Below are 23,827 nucleotides of genomic sequence, written 5' to 3'. Positions count from 1 at the left end.
GGTAAGCTGATCGCCTACATCGTGGCCCAGGTCGCGGGCGGCATCGTGGCCGGCGGCATCCTCTACCTCATCGCCAGCGGCAAGGCGGGTTTCGACGTGGGCGCGGGCTTCGCGAGCAACGGCTACGGCGACCACTCCCCGGGCGGCTACTCGCTGCTGGCGGCCCTCGTCTGCGAGATCGTGATGACGATGATGTTCCTCATCGTCATCCTCGGCGCCACCGACAAGCGCGCGCCGCAGGGGCTGGCGCCCATCGCCATCGGCCTCTGCCTGACGCTCATCCACCTCATCAGCATCCCGGTGACGAACACCTCGGTGAATCCCGCGCGCAGCACGGGCGTCGCCGTGTTCGTGGGCGACTGGGCCCTGGGCCAGCTCTGGCTGTTCTGGGTGGCGCCCATCCTCGGCGCGCTGCTCGGGGCTCAGGTCTACCGATTCATCGGGAGCGAACAGACCTAGCGCCGATCGCGCGGGGGCGGCCCTCCTGCCCCCGCGCTTCGCCAGCCGGGGCGACAGGTGTACTGGCGGCGCCGGGCGAGGCGGAGCGCGTCGATCCCGCGGGACCGCGGCCGGGGCCGGCTCTCAGGCCGGCCGAATCACACCTGTGAAATGTAGGAATCCGCACAATATGGGAGATTTCCCAGGGGGGCCCCGTTTGGTGCATGGTAGAATTGTGAGATCTCCGAGTACTCGCGGCGCTCAATTCACGGCCCCTCTCGGGCCCCAGCGACGATGGAGGTCCTCAAATGAAACTCCCCCGACGATTCCGATCGCTCACTGCCTCCGTGTTCCTCCTGCTGGCCTGGGCGGCCTTCGCTTCGCCGGCCCGGGCCGACGGCGAGATGGGCGTCGGTTGCGGGCCGCCGGCCAAGGGCGGCTGGGTGAAGCTGTCGATCACGATCGCGCGGCCCACCCTGCCCGATGGCACCCAGGTCACCGAAACCGCCATCATCGAGCTGCAGATCACCGGTCCGCCCGACTGGACCGCCGAACTCAAGGCCGAGCTCTTCCGCACCGGCCTGCCGTCCGAGTTCGAGGGCAAGATCGAACTCAGCGGCGAAGGCCGAGAGGTCTGGGCCACCGGCAAGAAGGGCTGGCGCGTCTCGTCGATGAGCATCTTCGGTGACGAGACCAACGAGCCCGACGCCACGCTGTCCGCCGTGACGCCCACCGACGAGCTGGGCTTCTGCTCCCTGAGCGGCATGGCCAGCGGCCTGAGCGCCAGCGGGGCACCCGGTCGCTTCGCGCTCAACGCGGGCGGTCATGCCGTCATGGTGCCCACCGCCCCCGGCATGCCCGCCCAGGTCGTCGAGCAGCAGGTCTTCATGCAGCTCCTGGCCCAGGGTGCCACGGTGCGCTTTGCGACCGCCGCGGACCTGGCGCTGCTCGGCGCGGTTCCCCACGACGGCACGGCGCTCGTCATCGAGGGGCTCGACGCGGCGGGGCTCGCGCAGTCGCTGAGCGACACCGGCCTCACCGTCGACCTCGCGGGCCTCGCCTCGCCGGTGCTGCCGGCGGCCGATCCCGTCGCGACGGTTCCCGGCACCGAGCCGGATGGCACCTTCGTGGCGTTCGGCTCCGGCAGCATCCCACCGCTGCCCGGGGGCTTCTTCGGTCCCGGATCGGATCCCTTCTTCGGCACCGTGTGCTTCGCCGGCGAGCCGCTCGCGCCCCCGGTTCTGGGCGACGCCTCCACCGTGGTCCAGCGCCACGGCGGCTTCCTGGATCCCTGGGCGCCACCCGGGTCGCACGTGGAGATCCCGATCGAGATCCTCGCGCTGAACTTGGTCTCCTGCGAGCCGATCACCGTGACCTACAACGGCGGTACCCAGCCGGAGTCCTGGAACGTGCAGGTGGACCTGTCAGTCAGTCACCCCTCGACGGGCACACTCGGAGCGACGAAGACCCATCCGAACGGAGGCACCTTCAGTTCGACCTTCTTCGTGCAGCCGCGCTTCGTCTTCACGCGCGTGAGCGACCAGCACCAGGTGGAGCTGGAGGCCGGCCTGCCGCCGCTGCTGTTCACCGCGCCCGATGGACATTGGGTCCACGCGATGAACCCGGCTCTGGGCGCCCTCGCTTTCTCGGACGGGTCCTTCGTACCGGGCGTCGAGGAAGTGATGCCTGGCGATCCCCTCTCACAGCAGCTGCGCCGGCTGCACGCCCATGAGGCCAGCGGCGCCGCGCGGCACACGGTCTTCCCGGCGCGGCTGCCGGGGACCGCCGTGCCGAGCGCGGCGGACGGCGAGTTCTGGGTGCGCTGCTACCCGAATCCCAGCAATCCGGGCCCGCGGATCGTCTACGCGATGCCGGCGCCGGGCGCGCTCGCGATTGCCATCTACAACCTGCGCGGCGAGCGGGTGCGGGCGCTCGTCGACAGGATCGTCGATGCGGGGGCTGGTTCGGTGATCTGGGACGGCAGGGACGATCGCGGCGCGCAGACGGCGTCGGGCATCTACCTGTGCCGGATCGAGGCGCTGGGCCGGGCGGCCAGCACGAAGGTCGCGCTCATGAAGTAGGAGGCAGACGAGCGCTAGAAGACGCTCTCGACGCGGGTGACCTCGGGGATCTCCTGCTTGAGCGTGGCCTCGATGCCGGCGCGCAGGGTCATCGTGCTGGCCGGGCAACCGTGGCAGGCGCCGACGAGACGGACGAGCACGACGCCGTCCTCGGTGACGTCGACGAGGTCCACGTTGCCGCCATCCATGATCAGCGCCGGCCGGATCAGATCCAGGGCCGCTTCGACGCGCTCGCTCAGTGTCGCTTCCGCCATCGCATCCTCGTTTCTCGGCCGGAAGGACCGGCCCGTTTGCTGTCGCGCTACGCGCGCGTCGCCATCGGCAGTTTGGCCAGGGCCTGCTCCAGGTCGGCCTGGATCTCGCTCGCGTCTTCGATGCCCACGCTCAGGCGGACCAGACCGTCCGTGATGCCGGCCTGTCGTCGCAGCTCGGCTCGCATGCTCGCGTGGGTCATGCTCGCCGGGTGCTGGATGAGCGTCTCGACGCCGCCCAGGCTCACGGCCAGCGCCGCGAGCTGGACGCCCTCCATCAGCGCGCGGCCCGCCGCGAGTCCGCCCTTCAGTTCGAAACTGATCATACCGCCGGGCCCGCTGGCCTGCTGGCGGCTGAGCGCATAGCCCGGATCGGCCGGCAGCCCCGGGAAGCGCACCCAGTCCACGGCCGGGTGCCGGGCGAGGAACTCGGCGATCCGCTGCGCGCTCTCGCAGTGGCGAGCCATGCGCAGGGCGAGCGTCTTGAGCCCGCGGTGGACGAGGAAGGCGTCATGCGGCGGCAGCGTACCGCCGGCCAGGTTGAGCGTCTGCCGCAGCAGCTTCCAATCGGCCTCGGTCTTGGGGACGATGATGCCGCCCACCACGTCCGCATGGCCGTTGAGGAATTTCGTCAGGCTGTGCATGACGACGTCCGCGCCGAGCGCGAGCGGCTGCTGCAGGAGCGGCGTCAGGAAGGTGTTGTCCACGGTCAGGCGCGCGCCCGCCGCATGGGCCAGCGCGGCGGCGGCGGCGATGTCCGTCACCGAGAGCGTCGGGTTGGCCGGGGTTTCGATGTGCACGATCGCCGTCCCCGGCCGGATCGCGGTCTTCAGCGCCGCCAGGTCGCTGCTGTCGACGAACTGGGTCACGACGCCCAGGCGCGCAAAGAGCCCGCCGAGCAGGCTGGTCACCGGCCCGTAGATCGACTCGCTGCAGACGACGTGATCGCCGGCCTTGAGGAAGGCCGCGAAGGTCGTGTGGATGGCGGCCATGCCGCTCGCGCAGGCGAGGCCGTCGTGGCCGCCCTCGAGTTCGGCGAGCGCGCGCTCGAGTCCGCGCACGGTCGGGTTGCCGAGCCGCGTGTAGATGTAGCCCTCGCCGCGATCGGCGCCGCCGGCGAAGAGCGCGGCGCCCTGCTCGACGCTCTCGAAACGGAAGGTCGAGGTCTGGTAGATCGGCGGCACGATCGCGCCGTGCGCATCGCGGCCGACGCCCGCGTGGACGCAGAGGGTGTCGGGCTTGTGCTGCCGCTTGCTCATCGGGCTCTCCTCGCTGCGCTCCCGCAGGGAGCTGCCTGGGAACGCGCCTTCAAAATAGTCCCGGCGACCCCGCTTGTCACCCCCGCGACCGGGCGCCGCGCGGCGCCCGGCCTAGCTGCCGCTGGCGAACTGCAGCTCATAGAGCTGCTTGTACAGCCCCCCCGCCGCGAGCAGCTCCTCGTGTCGCCCCTGCTCGACGATGCGCCCCTCGGCCAGGGTGACGATCCGCTGCGCCCCCTGCACCGTCGAGAGCCGATGGGCGATGACCAGGGTCGTACGCCCGCGCATCAGCCGCTCGATCGCCTCCTGCACGAGGCGCTCGCTCTCGCTGTCGAGCGCGCTCGTCGCCTCGTCGAAGATGAGGATCTCCGGGTCGCGCAGGATGGCCCGCGCGATGGCCAGGCGCTGCCGCTCGCCGCCCGAGAGCGAGAGGCCCCGCTCGCCGATCGCCGTGTCGTAGCCCCGCGCGGTCGCCAGGATGAACTCGTGCGCGCGGGCGGCGCGCGCGGCGGCCTCGATCTCGACCTGGCTCGCCTCCGGGCGCCCATAGGCGATGTTGGCGCGGATGCTGTCGTTGAACAGCAGCACGTCCTGCGTGACGATGCCGAGCTTGGCCCGCCAGGCGCGCAGGCTGAAGTCGCTGAGCGCGCGGCCGTCCATCGTGATCGCGCCCTCGCTCGGCTCCCGGAAGCGGGCGAGCAGATCGGCCAGCGTGCTCTTGCCGCTGCCGCTGGGACCGACCAGGGCCACCACCTCGCCCCGGCGCAGCTCGAGGTCGATGCCCGTCAGCACCGGGCGGCCAGGCTCGTAGGCGAAGCCCACGCCCGCGAAGCGGATCGCCTCGCCCAGGGGGCCGGGCTCGCTGCCGCCCGCAAGCAGTGCCGTTTCGCCCTCCTCGTCGAGGAGCCCGAAGACGCGGCGACCGGCGGTGTAGCCGTCCTGGAGCATCTGGTTCAGCTCGGAGACCTTGCGCAGCGGGCCGACGAGCGAGATCGCCGCCACCAGGAAGAGGATGAGCTGGCTCGCGCCCATGCGGCCGGCCAGCACGTGGTGGCCTCCGTAGGCGACGATGAAGACCACGGCAAGGGTGCTGAGCATCTCGCTGAGCGGCGCGTTGAGGGCGCCCAGCGCCCGCAGGCGCACGTAGCTGCGGAAGTAGTCCCAGTTGAAGCGGCGGAAGCGCGCGATCTCCGCCTCCTCGCGCCCGAAGGCCTTGACGACGCGCGCGCCGGCCAGGGTCTCCTGCAGGTGGCCGGCCATGTCGCCCATGCGCACCTGGATGCGCGTGCTGTCGCGCTGGAGCAGCTTGCCGAGGCGGCGCATCAGCCAGGCGTTGAGCGGCACGACCAGTAGCGCCGCCAGGGCCAGCCGCCAGTTGAGCCCGAGCAGGAAGCCGAGAAAGATGACGAGCAGGAGGCCCTCGCGCAGGAGCGTGGCGGTCGCGCCGATGATCGCCCCGCGCAGCATGTTGACGTCGTTCACCACCCGGCTGATCAGCTCGCCGGTCTTCTGGCGGCCGAGCCAGCCGAGGGGTTGCTGCTGGAGCGCGCGGCAGAGGTCCTGGCGCAGGTCGAAGAGGCAGCGCTGCTCGAGCCAGTTGACCAGGTAGGGATCCAGGTAGCCGAAGAGGTTCTTGAGCAGGAAGACGAGGACGATCAGCGCCACCACCCGGCGCAGCCGCGCGAAGGGATCCCCGCGGTCCAGCCAGGCCCGGCCGGCCGCCAGGCGCTCCTCGACCCAGCCCCGGGCGCCGTCCAGGGCGGGGAGCTGGCGGGCGAGGGCCTCGCCCATCCCCTCGGCGATGCCCGGCGGCTCGCCGATCGGCGCCGCTGGCAGCTCGATCCCCGGGGCCGGCCGCCCCGCCTGGAAGAGGTTGTCCAGGAAGGGCACCAGCAGGGTCAGGGAAGCGCCACTGAGGACCGCGTAGGAGAGGATGGCGGCGAAGGCCAGCAGGGCCCGTCGCCAGTAGGGCCGCAGGTAGCCGAGGAGCCGTAAGTAGATGCGAATCATGGCCCTTTCCCGGTCGGGGCGCGGCGCGGCGCCCACTGGCGGGCAGGCTAGCACCCGGGCCGGAGGGGGCGCAAGCCAACGAGAGCGGGCGGCCCCTTGCGAGGCCGCCCGTCCCTTCCGCTTTCCTATTACTATCACAAGGGCTTAGCTGTGTTCGTCACCTACAACACATGTTTTTCAATGCGATCCCGCAGGGTGAAGCGCGGCGGCACCCCGGTGATGGTGTCCACCGGCCGCCCGGCCTGGAAGACCAGCAGCGTCGGCACGCTCTGGATTTGGTACCGAATGGCGATCTGCCTGGCCTCGTCCACGTTCACCTTGACGAAGCGGACGCGGCCGCCGAGGAGCTGGTTCATCTCCTCGAGCATCGGCTCCATGGCCTTGCAGGGAGCGCACCAATCGGCCCAAAAATCAACCAGGACAGGCACTTGCGAATCGCGAATGACGGCGTCGAAGGCTTGGCTGCTGACGTCCTGGATGCCGGCCATGCACGAGACCTCGCTGCGCTGGGGAAGGCGATGACGGGCGCACAGTACCCATGCTGGGGCATCGTCTGGCAAGGGGATTTTCTGAGAGAATTTCGCGCCACCTTCATTACCAATGACCGTGGACAACTGCAAGACCAATGGGCGCTTAGCGAACGGTGATTTGGGTTTCCTGGTGCGGGTTTAGGGGTCGGGTTTCCGATACTTCTAATACTCGCTTCAATCCCGCCGGTGCGACCCCCAATCCCTTGCCCGACCGAGACTTGTCGGAAGGCATTCGCCGTGATATATCTACCGGAACTTCGCCGAGGGGCTGGCGTAAGGGGCCCTCGCTCCCGATTTCGCGCCAATCCACGAAATGACAGGCAGTTAACCGCAAGCAAGGGCAGGCGTCCGCATGGAGAAGAACTACGACGTGGAGGTGCTGACCGAGCGGGTGGAGCGCGAGAGCCGCTTCGTCCGCGCGATCAGCGAGGAGCTGGGCACGGTGATCGTCGGCCAGCACTACCTGGTGGACCGTCTGCTCATCGGCCTGCTCTGCGGCGGCCACGTGCTCCTGGAGGGCCTGCCCGGCCTGGCGAAGACGCTCGCGGTCAGCAGCCTCGCCGGCACCATCCGCGCCCAGTTCAAGCGCATCCAGTTCACGCCGGACCTGCTGCCCGCCGATCTGCTCGGCACGCAGATCTTCGACCCCAAGACGGGCGGCTTCTCCACGCGCAAGGGCCCGATCTTCGCGAACCTCATCCTCGCCGACGAGATCAACCGCGCCCCCGCCAAGGTGCAGAGCGCGCTGCTCGAGGCGATGCAGGAGCACCAGGTCACGCTCGGCGCCGAGAGCCACCCCCTGCCCGAGCCCTTCCTCGTCCTCGCCACGCAGAACCCGATCGAGCAGGAGGGCACTTACCCGCTGCCCGAGGCCCAGGTCGACCGCTTCATGCTCAAGGTCAAGGTGGACTACCCCAGCCGCAGCGAGGAGAAGGAGATCCTCGCCCGCATGGGCGGCCTCGAGACGCCGGCGGTCAAGCCCGTCATCGAGCTCGAGCGCATCTTCGCGGCGCGCAAGCTGGTCAGCGAGATCTTCATGGACGAGAAGGTGAAGGACTACATCATTGCCCTCGTCTTCGCGACGCGCGAGCCCGAGCGCGGCCTCAAGGACCTCATCGCCTACGGCGCCAGCCCGCGCGCCACGCTCTACCTGGCCCGGGCGGCGCGCGCCCACGCCTTCCTGCGCGGGCGCGGCTACGTCACGCCCGAGGACGTCAAGAAGGTGGGCCTGGACGTGCTGCGGCACCGCGTCATCGTCAGCTACGAGGCCGAGGCCGAGAACCTGGACAGCGACGCCGTCATCCGCCGCCTCTTCGACAGCGTCGAGGTGCCCTAGCCGCGATGGCCGAGACCGAACGCATTCCGCCCGAGATCCTGCGCAAGGTGCGCGCGATCGAGCTGTCCACGCGCCATCTGGTCGACGACTTCTTCGGCGGCGAGTACCACTCGGTGTTCAAGGGCATGGGCATGGAGTTCGACGAGGTGCGCGAGTATGCGCCCGGCGACGAGGTGCGCTCGATCGACTGGAACGTCACCGCGCGCATGGGCCGACCCTTCATCAAGCGCTACCGCGAGGAGCGCGAGCTGACCGTCATCCTCGTCGTCGACGCCAGCGCCAGCGGCCTCTTCGGCAGCCGCAACCGCCTCAAGAGCGAGGTGATCGCCGAGGTCGCGAGCGTGCTCGCCTTCAGCGCCATCCGCAACCAGGACAAGGTCGGCTGCCTCTTCTTCACCGATCGCGTCGAGATGTTCATCCCGCCCGCCAAGGGCCAGCGCCACGTCCTGCGCATCATTCGCGAGCTGCTCTACTTCAAGCCGGCGGGCAGTGGCACCGATCTCGCCACGGCCCTGGAGACCCTCGGCCGCCTGCTCAAGCGGCGAGCGGTGCTCTTCCTCGTCAGCGACTTCATCGCCCCCGACTTCGAGACGCCCCTGCGCCTGGCCGCGCGCCGGCACGACCTCATCGCGCTGCAGGTGCGCGATCCGCTCGAAGAGGCGCTGCCCGACGTCGGCCTGCTCCAGGTGCGCGACGCCGAGACCGGCGAGCGCGTCTGGCTGGACACCGGCAGCGCGGGAGTGCGCCGCCACTTCCGCGCGGAGGCGGCCGCGCGCGCGGCGCGGCTCAGTCAGCTCTGTGCGCGCCACGGCGTCGACGAGATCCGCCTCGACGCGACCGAGGACTACACGCGCCCGCTCGTGCAGTTCTTCCGCCGGCGCGCCAAGCGCCTGGCCAAGGGCTTCGGCCGCAGCGCGCGCGGCGGCGCCCGCGCCTGGCTGTCGCCGCTCCTGGCCGCAGCAGCCCTGGCCCTCGGCGGCGCCGGCGCGCTCGCCCAGCGGCCGACGATCCCCCAGGCGCCGCCGGCGCCCGGCCAGCCCGGCGCGCAGCCGGCGCCCGGCCGGCCCGGCGCGGCGCCTGCCGGACCGAGCTTCCCGGTCGTGCCCCGGGACGCGCTCGAGAAGGCCGATCTGCCGACTCTCGACGAGCTGACCGGCGCGGCGCGCCCGCGCCTGGACAGCACGCGCGCAGAAGGCATCGCGGTGGAGACCCGCCTCGCGCGCGACCTGCAGGCCGTCGGCCAGCCGAACGAGCTGCGCTGGCGCGTCCTGCTTGCGCCCGGCGCGCGGTTGGACAGCCTCGTGGTCGAGGGCGACCAGCTCCTCCCCTTGCCGGATCGCCTCGACGCGCGGCTCGCCGAGGAGCTCAGCGCGCGCCGGGCGCGCGGCGAGCCGATCGGCCTCGCGGACTTCATCGCCGCCGATACCCTGCGCGGCGCCGGCGCCGACACGCTCGAGTACCGGCTCGCCTTCACCTGCGCGGTGCCGGACACCTTCCTCATCCCGGGCCAGCGCCTGCGCTACCGGCTCGCCGGCGAGAGCGAGGCGCGCAGTCTCAGCACCGCGCCGCTCGCCCTCGCCTGCCGGTCGACCCTAGCCAGCGGGCCCGACAGCAGCGCCCTGCGCGACTGGAAGGCGCCGGGCGAGCTGCGCGGCGACTGGCTCGGCCTGGCCGCGCGCTGGGGCTTGCCGATCGCGCTCCTGCTGGCGGCCCTGCTCTGGTTGCTCCTCTGGTGGCGACGCCGGCGCGCCCGCGCGCTGGCGCCCGCGGCGCCAGCCGTCCCCGCCGACGAGGAAGCGCTCGCGGCCCTCGAAGCTCTCGCGCTGGCCGACCTGCCCGCGCGCGGCGCCTTCGTCGACTACTACTTCGAGCTGTCGCGCATCCTGCGCCGCTACCTGACGCGGCGCTTCGGCCTGCCCTTCAGCGACTGGACCCGCGAGGAAATCGAGAGTGCGCTGCATGGCGGACCCGACGGCGACCGCCAGCTCGTTCTCGATCCCCAGCTCAGCGCGCCCCTGCTCGAAGACCTCGCGCGCGGTGACCTCGTCAAGTTCGCCCACCGCCAGCCCAGCCGCGCCGAGTGCGTGGAGTCCCTGGCCGCCGCGCGGCGCCTGATCAAGGCGACGCGCCCCCTTGCGGAGATCGCGAGTCCCGAGGCCGAAGCGGAGGCCGCCGCATGAAGGCGCGCGAGTTCGGCTGCGTGGCCGCCGCAGGCTTGCCGGAGGCGGTGTTGTGATCGAGCGCTTCGTCTACCCGGCCGCCCTGGCCGCGCTCGCCGTCCCGGCGCTGCTCGTCGCCTGGCGCTGGTGGCGGCGCGACCGCCACGAGCTGGTCTTCACGGTGTCGGCCGCGGCGCTGCACCGCCTGCAAGCCGGGCGCGGCCGCGTCGCGCTGCGCTACCTGCCGCCCGCGCTGCGCCTGGCCGCACTCGTGCTGCTGGCCATCGCGCTCGCCCGGCCGCAGGGCGGGACGCGCACGCGGGAAGTGACGAGCGAGGGCGTCGACATCATCCTCACGCTCGACAGCTCGACCTCGATGAAGGGCGAGGACTTCCGCCCGCGCAACCGCCTCGAGGAGGCGAAGGCGCAGGCGGCCGAGTTCGTCAGCCGGCGCCAGAACGACCGCATCGGCCTCGTCGCCTTCGCCGGACAGGCCTACACGGCCTGTCCGCTCACGCTCGACCACGACCTCCTCACCCAGTTCCTCGGCCAGGTGAAGATGGGCGTCGTCGTGGACGGCACGGCGATCGGCACCGCGCTGGCGACGGCGACCAACCGGCTGCGCGAGTCGCAGGCGAAGAGCAAGGTCATCGTCCTGCTCACCGACGGCGACAACAACGCCGGCAGCGTCGACCCGCTCACCGCGGCGCGCGCGGCAGCGGCCATGAGCATCAAGGTCTACACGATCGGCGTGGGCAAGGACGGCCAGGTGCCCTATCCGGTCGACGATATGCTCTTCGGCAAGCGCTACCAGTACGTGATGTCCAACCTCGACGAAACGGTCCTGCGCCAGATCGCCGAGCTGACCGGTGGCCGCTATTTCCGTGCCACCAGCAACGAGGCGCTGGCGCGCATCTACGCGGAGATCGACAAGCTCGAGCGCAGCGAGGTGCAGAGCATCGAACGGGTGGACTACCACGAAGCCGGTCTGCCCTTCCTGCTGCCGGCGGCGGCGCTGCTGCTGCTGGAGTTCCTTCTCGCCCAGCTCTGGCTGCGGAGGTCGCCATGACGGCCGGTGCGGGCGCTCTCTTCGCCATGAGCATGAGCTTCGGCGAACCGCGCCTGCTCTTTCTCCTCTGGCTGCTGCCGCTGGCCTTGCTGGTCGCTCTCTTCGGCGGTCGGGCTCGCGCCCGCGCCCGCGGCCGTCTGGTCGACGCCGCGCTGCTCGCCCGGCTCGTGCCGGGCTTCGCCCCGGCCCGGCTGCGCTGGAAGCTCCTTCTCTTCCTCGCCGGCTTCGGATTCGTGCTCTTCGCGATCGGGCGCCCGCAGATCGGCTCGAACCTGCAGGAGGTCAAGCGCCGTGGCCTCGACGTGGTCGTCGCCCTCGACACGAGCAAGAGCATGCTCGCCGAGGACCTGCGGCCCAACCGCATCGGCGCGGCCAAGCGCGAGGTCGAGGACCTCTTCCGCCTGCTGCGGGGCAATCGACTGGGTCTGGTCACCTTCGCCGGCGAGAGCATCACGAGCTGTCCGCTCACGCTCGATGCCTCGGCGGCAACCCTCTTCCTCGACGGCGTGGGCGTGAATGCCGTGCCCGTGCCGGGGACGAACCTGGAGAAGGCCATTCGCCGCGGCGCAGCGGCCTTCGGCAGCAGCGAAAGACGCTTCAAGGTGCTCGTCTTGATCACCGACGGCGAAGGCCACGAGGGCGACGCCCTGGCCGCCGCCAAGGAGGCGGCCAAGGAGGGCGTCGTCATCTTCACGATCGGCATCGGCACCCCCGAGGGCTCGACCGTGGGGCTGCGCGATCCGGACTCGGGCGCCCTCCAGGAGAACCTGCGCGATCGGCAGGGCCGGCCCGTCTTCAGCCGCCTCGACCGCAATGCGCTGCAAAAGGTGGCCGCCGCGACCGGTGGCGCCTACTATGAGTCCAGCGGCGGCAACCTCGAGCTGGACCACCTGCAGCAGACCATCAGCCAGATGGAGACGCGCGAGATGACCGGACGCCAGGCGCGCAAGCCGATCGAGCGCTACCCGCTCTTCGTCGGCTTCGCCCTGCTGCTCCTGGCGCTCGAGTTCGCCCTCGCCGAGGGTCGCAAGGAGGAGACGGCATGGTCCGGCCGCTTCTAGTCGCGCTGTGTCTCGTCGCCGGGCTCGGCGCCGCACGGGCGCTCGCCAAGGACCCGGCGCCGCCGAGCAAGCCACCGCGCGTTCCCGTCGCGGTCGCGCGCGCCAACGCGCGCGGCAACGCCCTGCTCGCGGACGGCAAGTTCGACGAGGCGGCGAAGGCCTACCGCGAGCAGGCCCTCAAGCGGCCGGAGAACGCCGTCCTGCAGCAGAACCTCGCCGGCGCGCTCGCCCGCTCGGGCCAGCTCGAGGAAGGTCTGGCCGCCTCGCAGCAGGCCCTGCGCTTCGCGCCGACCCCCGCGGCCAAGGCCGGCGTGCTCTACGACCTCGGCAACGCGCTGGCGACCAGCGGGCAGCTCGAACCCGCCCTGCAGACCTACATGGCCGCAATGCTCCTCGACCCGGACGACATGGACGCCCGGCACAACTACGAGCGCGTCCTGCGCGAGCTGCAGCAGCAGCAACAGCAACAGCAGCAGGACCAGCAGCAGAACCAGGATCAGGAAGATCAGCAGAACCAGCAGCAGAACCAACAGCAGCAGCAGGAACAGCAGCAGCAGGAACAGCAACAGCAGGAGCAGCAGCAGCAGGAACAGCAGCAACAGCAACAGGAGCAGCGCGAGCAACAGGTCCAGCAAGCTCAGGACGAGGAGCAGATGAACCCCGAGGACGCCCAGCGCCTGCTCGACGCGATGCTCGAAGAGGAGAAGGAGCTGCAGGCCGAGCGCAACCGGCAGCTCCAGCCGCGTGACCCCCGCGTGGACAAGGACTGGTAGCCATGCGTCGCCCCCTGCTTGCGCTCTCGCTCGCGCTCGCCCTGGCGACGCTGGTCGCGCCCGCTCCACGCGCCGACGACGAGGTCCAGATCGACGCCACGCTGGACACGCAGTCGCCCGTCGAGGGCGAGTCCTTCAACTTGACGATCACCATCACCGGTCCGATGCGCGGCAGCGAAGCGCCGCTCCTGCCCGAGATGGCCGACTTCGCCCTCGCCGGCAGCTCCAGCTCGAGCAGCTTCTCCTTCGTGAACGGACAGACGAGCAGCTCGAAGATCTACCGCTACACGCTCGTGCCGCTGAAGAGCGGACAGCTGCAGATTCCGGCCATCCCCGTGCGCGTGAAGGGCAAGGTCTACCAGACGCGGCGCCTCGACCTGCAGGTCGCTCCGGCCGGCAGCGGCGCCCCCGCACCCGGCGCCCCGCCCGCGGGCCAGCCCAGCGCGCCGCCCGCGCGGCGCGGCGGGCGCGAGGATGCGGGTGCCGGCAACCGCGACGTCTTCGTGCGCTCCTGGCTGGACCGCGAGCGCGTCTATGTCGGCCAGCAACTCACGCACCACTTCGCGCTCTTTCGCAAGCCGACCGTGAGCTTCCTCGGCACGCCGCAGTACGCGCCGCCCGAGTTCACCGGCTTCTGGACCGAGCCCCTCGGTGACGAGATCAGCGGCTTCCGCTCGGTAGACGGCGTCAACTACGCGGCCACCGAGCTGCGCATGGCTCTCTTCCCCAGCGAGCCGGGGACGCTCAAGGTCGGCGCGGCCGGCGTCCAGGTGCGCCTGCGCGACCGCAGCCGCTGGGATCTGTTCGCCTTCGACGCCGGCCCCGAGAAGCTCCTGCGCACGCCCGAGCTTGCGGTCGAGGTGCTGCCCCTGCCCAGCGCCGGCCGGCCCGCGAACTTCCAGGGCACCGTCGCCGAGCAGCTCAGCCTCGACCTGCGCGTCGATCCCGGGCCCTACGCCGCCGGCCAGCCGCTCACGGTAACGATCGCGCTCAGCGGCCTCGGCAACCCGCGCGCCTTCGCCGAGCCGAGCTACGAGCCCGGCCCCGCCTTCAAGGCCTACGACGCCGAGCTCGACAGCAAGACCAAGGTGGACGGCGAGCGCATCCGCGTCGACAAGCGCTTCACGCGCGTGATCGTGCCGCGCGAGGAAGGACGCTTCACGCTGCCCGCGATCGAGTACGCCTGGTTCGATCCCACGCAGGGCCGCTACCGCACCGAGACCACCCAGCCGATCACGCTGCAGGTGGCGCCGGGCACGGGCCAGGAGACGGCGCCGGTGGTCTTCGGCGATCTGCGGCCGGACCGCGTGGAGCTGCTGGGCAAGGACGTCCACCACATCAAGACGCAGCCGCTGCTCGCCGAGGACGGCAAGCGTTTCCCCCGCTCGCCGGCCTTCTGGATCTTCCTCGCGCTGCCCTGGCCGCTGGTCGCCGGCACCTGGGTCTGGCGACGCCGTCGCGAGGCCGAGCTGGCCGATGCGGCGGGCACCCGCGCGCGCGGGGCGCTGAAGGTCGCCGCGACCCGCCTGCGCGCGGCGCAGCAGGCGCGCGCGGCCGGCGACTACGACGGCTTCTGCACCGCGCTGGCCGTCGGCCTGCGCGGCTATCTCGCCGATCGCCTGAAGCTCTCGGCGGCCGGCCTCACCGGCGATGCGGCCGAGAGCGGCCTGCGCGCGGCCGGCGCCGCCGAGGAGTCCTGCGCGCTCACGCGAGGGCTGCTCGAGGACTGCGACTACGCGCGCTTTGCGCCGGGCGTCGCCGAGAAGCAGGGCGAGCGCATGGACGCCCTCATCGAGCGGGCGCGCGCGCTCATCGTGCGCCTCGACGGCGAGACGGGCGCGCCGCGCCGCGGCCGCCGCCTGCCCATCGGCCTTGGGCTCATCGCGCTCGCGGCGCTCCTGGCGGCCACCGGCCTCGCGCCGCGGGCGCTGGCCGCGGACAGCCTCGAGCAGCGCATGGCCGACGCGGCGGCGCGCTACGAGGCCGACGACTTCGCGGGCGCGACCGGCATCTGGGAGTCGCTCGCCCGCGAGGGTCTCGAGGACAGTCACCTCTGGTACAACCTGGGCAACGCCTACTACCAGCAGGGCGATCTCGGGCGGGCGATTCTCAGCTATCGGCGTGCAGAGCGCCTGGCTCCGCGCGACGCGCAGCTGCGGGACAACCTCGCTCTCGCACGCGCGCGCCGCGCCGACGGCGATCAGGTCGCCGCGGGCGGCTCCGCGGCGCCGCGCGCTTGGCGCGGGCTGCGTTCGCGCGTCTCGTCGGGCGAATTCGCGGTGGCGGGGCTCGTCCTGCTCTGGCTGACGGCTGCACTCGCGGTGCTCGGCCTCCTGCGCGTGCTGGCCTGGCGGCGCCTGCGCTGGCCGCTCGTCGGGCTGGGCGTGCTGCTGCCGCTGGTCTCGATCGCCGCCTGGACGGCCGAGTGGCAGGACTGGAACGGCCGCGAGGCCGTGCTGCTCGCGCCGCAGGTCGGGGTGACCAGCGGGCCCGGCGCGGACTTCTTGACCCTGTTCCAGATCCACGCCGGCGCCGAGCTGCGCGTCGAGGAGGAGCGCGGTGACTGGCTGCGCGTCAGTCTCGGCGAGCAGCTCGAAGGCTGGATCCCCCGCGGTAGCTGCCAGACGCTCTAGCTGTTCAGTTTCGCGGCTGCGCGGCCTCGTCTTTCTGTGCTATCATCTGATTCGCACGGGAAGGGAGGGGCCATGCGCTCAGCGTTCCTTGCGATCATCCTCAGTATCATCGCTGGCCCGGCGGGCGGAACTGTCATTCGGGTAAACCCGGACGGCAGCGGGAACTTCCTCAACATCCAGACCGCGATTGATCATGCCGCCAGTGGTGATACCGTCCTTTGCGGACCCGGTACCTACCGGGGCATCGGTAACAGCGGCATCCGGCTGCGAGGGCTGGACATCCTGGTCATGAGCATTGCCGGCTCCGGCGGAACCACGATTGATCCCCAGAATCTCAACCGCGCCTTTTACCTTTCCGGTGGAGAGAGCCCGGCCGCTGAGATCCGAGGCTTCACGATCTACCAAGGGAGGATCTCGGGTGTCGGCCGTGGCGGCGGCATCTACCTCGACGGTTCGCGTGCGACCCTGCGCGATCTCGTCTTCTCCACTTGCCGGGCCGGCAATGGCGGCGCACTGGCTCTTCATGCCACCGACGTCCAGCTCTTCGACATCCGGATCAGCGGGTGCACGAGCACGGGCGACGGCGGGGCAATCCACCTCGACCAAGCGCAGGTGACCGTCGCGGGTGAGTTCCTTCTCACGGACAATGTCGCCGGCGATGATGGCGGGGCGATCTATGCCAGCGGGTCGGAACTCGCTGCCACCGGAGCCACTTTGCGAGGCAACACCGCCGACGACATCGGGGGCGCCTGTTACGCGACGCAGTCCGTGATTCACCTGAGTGAGGCGCTGATAGCCGCAAACCAGGCCGGCAATACGGGCGGCGCCTTCTCAGCCCTGAACTCGACGCTCGATCTCCAGAGCCTCACGATCGTCGCCAACACTTCACCCCTGGCCACGCTCAATTTCGGCTATCAGGCAATCGGCATGCTCGGCGAGAGCCTCGTTGCCTTCAACGCCGGCAGCGGTCTGCAGCGAACGAACAGCGCCACGGTAACTCTGAACTGCTGCGACCTGTACGGCCACCCCGGCGGTGATTTCGTCAACTTCCCGGAAGACCCGATCGGCGTTGACGGCAACATCAGCCTAGACCCACGCTTCTGCGACCTCGATGCAGGTGACTACTCGCTCGAGATTGCCTCCCCCTGCCTGCCTGAGCACAACGATTGCGGTTCTCTCATGGGCTGCTTCGCGGTCGGGTGCACCTATCCAAGCATCGTCATTGCCGGGCACGTGATCGACGGCGATGGGCAGCCGCTCGTCGGCGTCGAGATCACGGGAGCAGGCGGCCCGCCGGTCCTCACGGACGCGAGCGGCAGCTACGCCGTCGATGTGGTGGACGGCTGGAGCGGCACCCTCGTCCCAAGCCTCCTTGGCTACGCCTTCACTCCCTCGAGTCGAGTCTACACCGGCGTTGTCGTCGACCAGATCGACCAGGATTTCGTTGCTTCGCACGACACCGGTCTCGAAGTGCCCCTTGATTACCCTACGATCGCAGCGGCCCTTGCGGTGGCTGCCCCGGGCGACACGGTCTTCGTCGCTCCGGGCACCTACGCGGGAACGGGGAACCGCAACCTGCTCCTGCCCCCCTTCGACGTGGTGGTGCTCGGTTCGGGAGGCTCTGAAGTGACCACCCTGGATTGCGGCAACTACTATCGTGCTTTCACCGTGAATCAGGGCCAGACACCGGCCACATTGATCCAGGGCTTCACGATTCTCGACGGCATGCCGAGCAGCGCCAGTGGCGGGGGCATCTACAGCGCGGGTGCCTCGCCGACCCTGCGCGATCTTCGCTTCGTGCACTGCCGCGCCGGCGGTGTCGGCGGCGCCGGCGGCGCGATCTACATGCAGGGCGCAGCCGGGGCACTGCTCGAGGACATCGTCATCGTGGATGGCTATGCCTACGACGGCGGCGGCGCGGGGATCGCCTTGCGCCAGTCCAGCGTCGCAATCGACGGATTGCTCGTGGGCGGCAACCGCAGCGCCGTCCTCGCCTGCGGTCTCGACGCCCAGAACAGTCAGCTCAGTCTCATGAACGCCACCTTCGTCGATAATGCCTGCACGGGCGTGGGTGCGGTCATCGCGCTGGCCGGCGGCAGCGCCACGCTCAGTCGCTGCCTGGTCGCCTTCAACGCTGGGGACGGCGGCATCTCGGGAAGCGAGGACGCGCTGCTGTCGATCAACTGCAGCAACCTCTGGCAGAACCAGGGTGGCAACTACACGGGCGAGTTCGGCGATCTCACGGGGCAGGGCGGCAACCTCGCCGCGGATCCCCTGTTCAGCGACCTCAGCGCAGGCGATTGGCATCTGCACGCCGACTCGCCCTGCCTGCCCACCGGCAACACCTGCGGCGTCCTCATCGGTGCGTTGGGCGAGGGCGGCACCGGCGTCCTGCACCGCATCGCCGGTACGGTGCGCGACGCGGCCAGCCAGGGGCTGCCCGGCGTACTCCTTGAAGGACTGGCCGTCCTCGTAGAGACCCAGGCAGACGGCAGCTACGGCGTCTGGCTCCCGGAAGGCTGGAGCGGGACACTGACCCCGGGCGCGGCGCACCTGCGCTTCACACCCGCCGCCCGGAGCTACGACGAGCTGGCCAGTGATCACACGGCCGAGGACTACCTCGCCAGCAACCCCACACGCTTCCAGTTTCCCACCGACTTTGCCGACCTGCAGGAGGCCGTGGACTTCTGCGACGACGGCGACACACTCATAGTGCTCCCCGGCACCTACAACCTGCCAACGGACGAGTACGGAATCCCAGGACTCGATCTTGGCAACAAGGCGATCTGCATGCAATCGCTCAGCGGCCCCCAGGTGACTGTCCTGCAACATGGCTCGATCGGGCTCTTGATGCAGGCGAATGACGACCTCACGATCCGAGGTCTCACGATCGCGGACTGCGACGTAGCAGTCAGCTGCTATGGCCTGGGGGCCCCACGCTTCGAAGATGTGATCATCGAAGACAGTGGCGCCCTGCCCGACGCCCTGTACGCCCTGGACAGTGCAGCGTTCTCTTGCTGGGGATCCAGCCCTCAGCTCGTGAATGTCCTTTTTCGGAACAACGATGGGCGACAAGAGGGCGAGCTGACGCAGGGCGGCGCTGTGTACTGCAGCGGCAATGCTGCCCCGCAGTTCTTCGGCTGCCGATTCGAGAACAACATCGGCGTCATGGGCGGTGCGATCTACCTCCAGGACGCTTCACCGATCTTTATCAACAGCCAGTTCATCGGCAATCAGGCAGCCCCTCTCTACACTTACAACGAGCGCTGGACCTGGGATGCCTACGGCGGCGCCATCTATTGCGAGGGTGGTGCCCCGAGCTTCATCTACTGCAGTTTCGTCGACAACGAGGCCTGCATGCTCGACGACCCGGGAGATGTCTCCGGCGGTGCCGTTTACCTGGCGGGCAGCGCAGCGCCGAGCTTCCTCAACTGCAGTTTCTCGGGTAACGGCGCCATCGCGGCGGGGCACACGGCCCTCGGCGGCGGCATCTACCTCGAGGCCGGCGCCGCACCCGTGCTGGCGAATTGCATCCTCGCTTTCGGCACCGGGGGCGGCGGCTTCTACAGCCCGAACGACACGCTGGCTCTGGCGATGAGCTGTAGCGATGTCTTCGGCAACGAGGGCGGCGACTTCCTCGGCCTGCCCGATCCGACGGGCAGCCAGGGTAACATCTCCCTCGATCCTCACTTCTGCGATCGCGAAGCGGGCGACCTCCAGCTTGCCGCGAACTCCCCCTGCCTCCCCGCGAACAACGCGTGCGGAGTACAGATGGGTCCCTTCGGGCAGGGCTGCGCAGCTACGGCCCTGCCCGATGCGGATGTGCCGCGGGCGCTGAGCCTCTCGCAGAACAGCCCGAATCCCTTCAATCCGAGCACGACGATTCGCTTCGGCTTGCCACGGCCGGCTACGGTCGATCTCTGTGTCCACGATGCGCTCGGCCGTCGGGTCGCCACCTTGATCGCCGGCGAACGCCTGCCGGCTGGCTACCACGAGCCGCGGTGGCTTGGGAAGGATGCCGCCGGTCGCGCCCTCGCGTCGGGCGTCTACTTCCTGCGGCTCGAGGTCGAAGGCCGCCGCCTTACGCGGAAGATGCTCCTGCTCAAATGAGCATCTAGGCGCGACGCCCCCCGAGAATCTCGAAGCGCGGCGGCGCGCTGGGCGCGGGCGCCGGGCGCTGCGAGATCATCTCGAATGCCGGCGCGGGTGCGGCGGCCGCGGGGCGACCGGGCAGCGGCGTCGGCTCGTCGCCGATGGGCCGCGCGCCACCGGCGGCAAAGTCCGGCGGCGGCGCAGCGGGCGCGAGCGCCGGCGGCGCGATCGCGCTCGCCGCGGCGCCGCTCGGCGCGAGTTGGCCGGAGGCTGCGCTCACGTCGCGCACGCTGATCACCGAACTGACCGCGGGTGTCGGCAGCAGTTCGAGCAGCTTGCAGGTAGCGCCCAGCTCGCGCGCCAGCGTGAGCAGCAGGTCCTGCAGCTCGGCGGCCGCTTCCTGCCAGTCCTGCTGCGCCGCCCCGGGCAGCGACTCCCCGCGCAGGCCGCGCGGCGAGAGCCGCCCGAGCCCGCTCTGCAGGGCCGTCATCACACCCACGGTGCGATGCAGGGCGCCCGTCAACTCGGCGTAGGTCTGGGCGTCGGCGCCCGCGCGCAGGCCGCTGCGCGGCAGGCGGGCGAGGCGCGCCTCCGTCTCGCCGAGGGGCGCCATCAGGGCCTCGATCTCGCGGCCCAGGCGCGCAAACACATCGACGACCTGCTTGAGCTCGGGGGCGAGCGCGGCGTCCTCGCGGCAGTGGCGGGCGTGGTTCTCCAGTCCGCGCAGCAGCTCGCTCAGGCCGGCGGCGCGCCGCAGCGCCTGCAGCGCGGAGCCGGGGCCGCGACCGCCGAGCGGATCGCGGCGGTGCTCGGCGATGGCCTCGCTGCCGTCAGCCAAGGCGTGAAGCGTGCCCTGCAAGCTGCCGAGGATGGCCGCAAGGAGCTCGTAGGCCTTCTCGGCCGGGGTGAGCGGCGCGCGCGGCGCAGCCATCGGCGGCCGCTTGGGCAGCGGCGCCGGCTTGTAGGCCGCCGGACGCGGCGCCCGCCGAAGCAAGGGCCGCCGGCGTTTCAGGAAGGGCACGCGTGTCAGGGAGGGCAGCGCGCCCCGCCGGCGACGAAGGAACCCGAATGCCAGGACCGTGAGGACGACCAGCGCCGAGGTCCCGAAGGCGCGCGCCGGCCAGCTGGTCAGCTCGGCCCGCGTGGGGAAGATCGCGCGCAGGTCGCGCCAGCTCCGCTGCCAGGCGCCGGCCTGCGGCAGATAGGCGCGCAGAGTCCAGCGCTGCTCGCCTCCTGCCGTGATCGGGTACTCGATGACGTCGCAGTCGAGACTGCCGAGCGCGGGCTCGTCGCCCGCGATCAGGTCGCCCGCCCCATCGAAGAGCGCGACCGCGCTGCCGGGCTCGGCGCCGGGCGCCCGGGCCGCCTCGGCGACGCGCGCCGCGAGCGGCGCGAAACGCAGGCAGTGGCTGAGCACGGCGACGAGACGCTGGCCCGCGAAGACCGGCACCGTCACGCGCAGGACCTCATCTTCCTTGACGAAGACGCGGGCGACGTCCGGGTCGTCGACCGGCCCCTCGATTCGCGACCGCGCCTGGGCGCCGGCGGCCGCGAGGGCGAGGAACCAAGGGCGCTGGCGGAAGTCGTCGAGGTAGAGCGTCTGCGAATCGACTGGCAGCTTGTCGGCGCCGTGCGCGTTGACGGCGACGAGCTGGCCGTCGAGATCGACGAGCTGGGTGAGCAGCAGGCCGTCGAGGCTGGCCACCGTGCGATCCATGAGCTGGACGATCGCATTGTCCTGCCAGGGACGATACCAGTGCTCGTGGTGGCGAAAGAGAGGATCGCTCGCGAAGGCGGCCGTGAACTGGCGCAGGCGGGTGAGTTCGGCCTCGATCTGCTGCGCGAGCAGCTCGGCATCGGCGTCGGCCGGCGGCAGCTCCGCAGCGCGTGCCGCCGGAGCGACGAGCGAGAGGAGGACGGCGGTGGCGAGCAGGCGGCGGAGCGAAGGCTGGCGAGCCGGCACCGGGAACCCCCGAGCTGGGACGGCGGGGCGGCGGACGCTTTTCGTCCAGCCGGCGGCGCGAGACTGGCCGCCGGATACCGCCCGCGCGGCAGGCCCCGAGGTCGCCCCCGGCAAGCGCTTGTGACTGCTTGCCTTCGGCGCCGGGCCCGCGCATCGCCGCCGCGGACGGGGAAGCCTGTGCAAGCGCCGTGCAGAACTTGCCGCCCAGCGGGAAAGCAGCGGCCAGGGCCTTCCGCTCATTCGCATACTAAGCTCATTCGCAGAAGGCCCTGGCCGCCGCCGTCCACCCCGCAGCAAGGTCTGCACGGACCCGCGCTGGTGCCGCGTCCGCGGCGGGGGTGCGGCGGGCCGGCAATCGTGGGCGCGCGCTACAACTGCAGCCGCGTGGGCAGGGCCCGGCGCGGGGGTTCTGCCGCGGCGCGACCGGCGGCCTACGCAAGCCACGGGGCACTGCCAGGGCGGCGCGGGCCCGCTGCACCTTTCTCGAGCGAGCTTAGTATGCGAGCGAGGGGAAGGTGCAGCGGACCTGCAGCGCCGTCTTGACAGTGCAGCCCGCGTCGGGGTCTTCTCGCGCGGCTTCAGCGGAGGGGCGTGCGCATGATCGACGAGCAGCCGTTGCCGGCCGCCGCGGACGCCGCGCTCGTCCAGCGCGCGACGCGCATCTCCACGGTCGAGGGCGCCCTCGCCCAGATTCACTTCACCATCGCCCAGCCGGGCAGCGTCTTCACGACGAAGTTCGCGCTCCTGCTCGGCGCGGGGCCGCTGCAGCTCGGGCTCCTCGCGGCGATCGGGCAGTTCTCGCTGCTCTTTCAGCCGCTGGGCTCCCTGCTCACGCGGCGGCGCCGCTCGCGGCGCGGCGCCACCGTGGCCTGGGCCGCGACCAGCCGGCTGCTCGTGTTCGGTTTCGGGCTCGGCGCGCTGGTCTGGTCGCCCGCGGCGGCGCTCGCGCTCTTCATGGCGCTGCTGCTCGCGAGCGCCGTCACCCAGTCCGTGAGCGCGAACATCTGGGTGGCCTGGATCAGCGACCTCATCCCGCGCGAGGTGCGCGGGCGCTTCTTCGCGCGGCGCTCGCAGTGGCTGCTCGTGGCGGGCACGCTGGCGGGCACCCTGCTCGGCCTCCTGCTCGACGGCATGCAGAAGAGCGGCGACTGGCCGCTCATCGCGCGGCCGGGCTGGGCCCGCGCCGAGAACCTGCTGCCGGCCTTCGCCTGGCTTTTCGCTGCCGCGGCGCTGGTAGGCGGCATCGGGCAGCTCTTGCTATGGCGTCAGCCCGAACGGCCGAAGGCGCACGAGGTGGACAGCGCGGCCACCCTGCTCGTCGCGCCCTTCCGCGACCCGAACTTCCGCCGCCTGCTCGTCTTCGCGGTGTGGTGGATGCTGGCCGTCGGCGTCGGCGCGCCCTTCTGGCAGCCCTTCATGATCGACAACCTGGCGATGCCCCTGGTCGAGATCCAGATCTACAGCACGATCAGCACCGTGGCTTCGCTGCTTTCGCTCAGCGTCTGGGGGCGCCTCGTCGATCGCCTCGGCAACCGCACGGCGATGGCGCTGTCGATCGTGATGGGCGGCTTCATCCCGCAGGCCTGGCTCTTCGTGTCCGAGGGCCACTACGGGATCCTCTTCGTCGAGGCCTTCTTCTCGGGCGTGATGTGGGCGGGCGCGGGGTTGGTGGGGACGAACTTCGTGCTGGCGATCGCGCCGGCCAACCGGCGGCAGGCCTACGCCGGCCTCTACGGCGCCTGCGCGGGCCTCGCCATGATGGCGACGATGCTGCTCTCGGGGATCTTCCTGCCCGAGCCGCTCGCCCTCGGGCCGCTCGCGCTCCAGTCCGAGCAGGTGCTCTTCGGCCTCACGGGGCTCCTGCGCTGGACGGCGCTGATTCCCCTGCTGCTCATTGCCGAGCCCGAGGTGCCCTCGACGGCCGAGGCCTTCATCACGTTGCAGAACTACGCCCGCGTGCGGATCGCGATGGCGGTAGGCCGCATCGCGCGGCGGCGTCGCGTAGACCGTCATCCCTGGCGAAGACACGGCTAGGCCGGGCGCACTCGACCTGCGCGAAGATGCGCGCCGGCTCAGGAAGGCAGCGAGCTTGCCTTTTCCGGAGGCAGTATCCTATGCTGGATTCGAGGCTTCCCTCCGATCCTCGCGATCGCCGCGGGGAATCGGAAGCCG

At 70.8% G+C, this 23,827-nt stretch carries 15 protein-coding genes and 1 pseudogene; 10 read left to right on the top strand and 6 right to left on the bottom strand.

Translation table 11 applies throughout. The annotated features are described in order from the left end of the window. A partial coding sequence (gene aqpZ, locus FJ251_01615; protein ID MBM4116427.1) for an aquaporin Z occupies positions 1-459 on the top strand: 459 nt, incomplete at its 5' end. Positions 460-746: 287 nt separating this feature from the next. Further along, positions 747-2,519, top strand: a complete 1,773-nt coding sequence (locus FJ251_01610; GenBank protein ID MBM4116426.1) for a hypothetical protein — start codon at positions 747-749, stop codon at positions 2,517-2,519. Between the two features lie 14 nt (positions 2,520-2,533). On the opposite strand, the gene FJ251_01605 is transcribed toward FJ251_01610, so the two are convergent. The 4 genes from FJ251_01605 to trxA all read right to left on the bottom strand — a co-directional run bounded on the left by FJ251_01605 (position 2,534) and on the right by trxA (position 6,527). After that, positions 2,534-2,758 (bottom strand): NifU family protein, encoded by a 225-nt coding sequence (locus FJ251_01605; GenBank protein ID MBM4116425.1) that lies wholly within the window; start codon positions 2,756-2,758, stop codon positions 2,534-2,536. A gap of 62 nt (positions 2,759-2,820) precedes the next feature. Then, on the bottom strand, positions 2,821-4,029 hold the full coding sequence (locus tag FJ251_01600) for an aminotransferase class I/II-fold pyridoxal phosphate-dependent enzyme (GenBank protein MBM4116424.1): 1,209 nt from the start codon (positions 4,027-4,029) through the stop codon (positions 2,821-2,823). Between the two features lie 111 nt (positions 4,030-4,140). Continuing rightward, positions 4,141-6,039 (bottom strand): ATP-binding cassette domain-containing protein, encoded by a 1,899-nt coding sequence (locus FJ251_01595; protein MBM4116423.1) that lies wholly within the window; start codon positions 6,037-6,039, stop codon positions 4,141-4,143. A 161-nt stretch (positions 6,040-6,200) separates the two neighbouring features. Next, complete coding sequence (trxA, locus tag FJ251_01590) at positions 6,201-6,527, bottom strand: thioredoxin (GenBank protein ID MBM4116422.1); 327 nt, start codon at positions 6,525-6,527, stop codon at positions 6,201-6,203. A 394-nt stretch (positions 6,528-6,921) separates the two neighbouring features. Between trxA and FJ251_01585 the strand changes: the two genes are divergently transcribed. The 6 genes and pseudogenes from FJ251_01585 to FJ251_01560 all read left to right on the top strand — a co-directional run bounded on the left by FJ251_01585 (position 6,922) and on the right by FJ251_01560 (position 15,600). Then, positions 6,922-7,905, top strand: a complete 984-nt coding sequence (locus FJ251_01585; GenBank protein MBM4116421.1) for an AAA family ATPase — start codon at positions 6,922-6,924, stop codon at positions 7,903-7,905. Positions 7,906-7,910: 5 nt separating this feature from the next. Next, a pseudogene (locus FJ251_01580) lies at positions 7,911-8,801 on the top strand (DUF58 domain-containing protein). 1,336 nt (positions 8,802-10,137) lie between these two features. Beyond that, positions 10,138-11,133: a VWA domain-containing protein gene (locus FJ251_01575; GenBank protein ID MBM4116420.1), complete on the top strand. Its 996-nt coding sequence runs from the start codon at positions 10,138-10,140 to the stop codon at positions 11,131-11,133. After that, complete coding sequence (locus tag FJ251_01570) at positions 11,130-12,194, top strand: VWA domain-containing protein (protein ID MBM4116419.1); 1,065 nt, start codon at positions 11,130-11,132, stop codon at positions 12,192-12,194. Before FJ251_01575 ends, FJ251_01570 begins: the two co-directional genes overlap by 4 nt. Then, positions 12,176-12,967: a hypothetical protein gene (locus tag FJ251_01565; GenBank protein ID MBM4116418.1), complete on the top strand. Its 792-nt coding sequence runs from the start codon at positions 12,176-12,178 to the stop codon at positions 12,965-12,967. The genes FJ251_01570 and FJ251_01565 overlap by 19 nt, the downstream gene beginning before the upstream one ends. Positions 12,968-12,969: 2 nt before the next feature. After that, complete coding sequence (locus tag FJ251_01560) at positions 12,970-15,600, top strand: tetratricopeptide repeat protein (GenBank protein ID MBM4116417.1); 2,631 nt, start codon at positions 12,970-12,972, stop codon at positions 15,598-15,600. Between the two features lie 78 nt (positions 15,601-15,678). On the opposite strand, the gene FJ251_01555 is transcribed toward FJ251_01560, so the two are convergent. After that, a complete protein-coding gene (locus FJ251_01555; protein MBM4116416.1) occupies positions 15,679-16,377 on the bottom strand; it encodes a hypothetical protein in 699 nt (232 codons plus the stop codon). Here FJ251_01555 and FJ251_01550 point away from each other — a divergent pair. Further along, positions 16,369-19,710, top strand: a complete 3,342-nt coding sequence (locus FJ251_01550) for a hypothetical protein (GenBank protein MBM4116415.1) — start codon at positions 16,369-16,371, stop codon at positions 19,708-19,710. The genes FJ251_01555 and FJ251_01550 overlap by 9 nt on opposite strands. Positions 19,711-19,714: 4 nt before the next feature. On the opposite strand, the gene FJ251_01545 is transcribed toward FJ251_01550, so the two are convergent. Further along, on the bottom strand, positions 19,715-21,655 hold the full coding sequence (locus FJ251_01545; GenBank protein ID MBM4116414.1) for a hypothetical protein: 1,941 nt from the start codon (positions 21,653-21,655) through the stop codon (positions 19,715-19,717). 591 nt (positions 21,656-22,246) lie between these two features. On the opposite strand from FJ251_01545, the gene FJ251_01540 reads away from it, so the two are divergent. Then, a complete protein-coding gene (locus FJ251_01540; protein MBM4116413.1) occupies positions 22,247-23,689 on the top strand; it encodes an MFS transporter in 1,443 nt (480 codons plus the stop codon). Positions 23,690-23,827 lie beyond the last annotated feature (138 nt).

The sequence above is a fragment of the bacterium genome, from assembly GCA_016873475.1.
Lineage (GTDB): Bacteria > Krumholzibacteriota > Krumholzibacteriia > JACNKJ01 > JACNKJ01 > VGXI01.
The sequence above is the reverse complement of the archived record's forward strand: the minus strand, read 5'-3'. Positions and strand labels throughout refer to the sequence as shown.

What these genes read in the sequence shown, in the direction of transcription:
- FJ251_01610 (MBM4116426.1), top strand. Translation starts at nt 747, where the DNA reads ATGAAACTCCCCCGACGATTCCGATCGCTCACTGCCTCCGTGTTCCTC.
- FJ251_01560 (MBM4116417.1), top strand. Translation starts at nt 12,970, where the DNA reads ATGCGTCGCCCCCTGCTTGCGCTCTCGCTCGCGCTCGCCCTGGCGACG.
- FJ251_01585 (MBM4116421.1), top strand. Translation starts at nt 6,922, where the DNA reads ATGGAGAAGAACTACGACGTGGAGGTGCTGACCGAGCGGGTGGAGCGC.
- FJ251_01600 (MBM4116424.1), bottom strand. Translation starts at nt 4,029, where the DNA reads ATGAGCAAGCGGCAGCACAAGCCCGACACCCTCTGCGTCCACGCGGGC.
- FJ251_01570 (MBM4116419.1), top strand. Translation starts at nt 11,130, where the DNA reads ATGACGGCCGGTGCGGGCGCTCTCTTCGCCATGAGCATGAGCTTCGGC.
- FJ251_01565 (MBM4116418.1), top strand. Translation starts at nt 12,176, where the DNA reads ATGGTCCGGCCGCTTCTAGTCGCGCTGTGTCTCGTCGCCGGGCTCGGC.
- trxA (MBM4116422.1), bottom strand. Translation starts at nt 6,527, where the DNA reads ATGGCCGGCATCCAGGACGTCAGCAGCCAAGCCTTCGACGCCGTCATT.
- FJ251_01595 (MBM4116423.1), bottom strand. Translation starts at nt 6,039, where the DNA reads ATGATTCGCATCTACTTACGGCTCCTCGGCTACCTGCGGCCCTACTGG.